The sequence below is a fragment of the Campylobacter sp. US33a genome, assembly GCF_004378855.1.
In the GTDB taxonomy this organism is placed as follows: Bacteria; Campylobacterota; Campylobacteria; order Campylobacterales; family Campylobacteraceae; genus Campylobacter_D.
In genome coordinates this window covers 1-462 of the sequence record NZ_RYYL01000040.1, presented here as the reverse complement: position 1 = coordinate 462, position 462 = coordinate 1, and the positions used below count along the sequence as shown (strand labels likewise).

1 protein-coding gene is annotated in these 462 nt (G+C 28.4%); it reads left to right on the top strand.

All coding sequences use genetic code 11. The features are described from left to right. The coding region (locus ELQ16_RS09810) for a flagellin (protein ID WP_134239456.1) at positions 1-273 on the top strand (273 nt) is incomplete at its 5' end. Positions 274-462 lie beyond the last annotated feature (189 nt).

The window sequence follows — 462 nt, the reverse complement described above, 5'->3', positions numbered from 1 at the left end:
ATGGCTGTAATGGATGTAGCAGAAACTGCTATCACAAATCTTGATACCATTAGAGCAGATCTTGGTTCTATACAAAATCAAATTTCAGCAACTATCAATAACATTACCGTAACTCAAGTTAATGTTAAATCAGCTGAATCAACCATCAGAGATGTGGATTTTGCAAGTGAGAGTGCAAATTACTCTAAAGCAAATATCTTAGCTCAAAGTGGATCTTATGCACTAGCTCAAGCTAATGCTTCTCAACAAAATGTATTAAGATTATTACAGTAGTAATTTATCTTAATCTTTTTACAAAACTAAACTTTAAGCTTCGTGTGGAATTTCCATACGGAGCTTTTTTATTTAATAGATTTATTTAATGTTTTTGATGAATTTATACTGTATGTTTGTAAAGAAATTTGAATTTTTCAAAAGAAATAAAATGAATAAAGAAGGCATAAAGAAATAAAAATAAAGAAA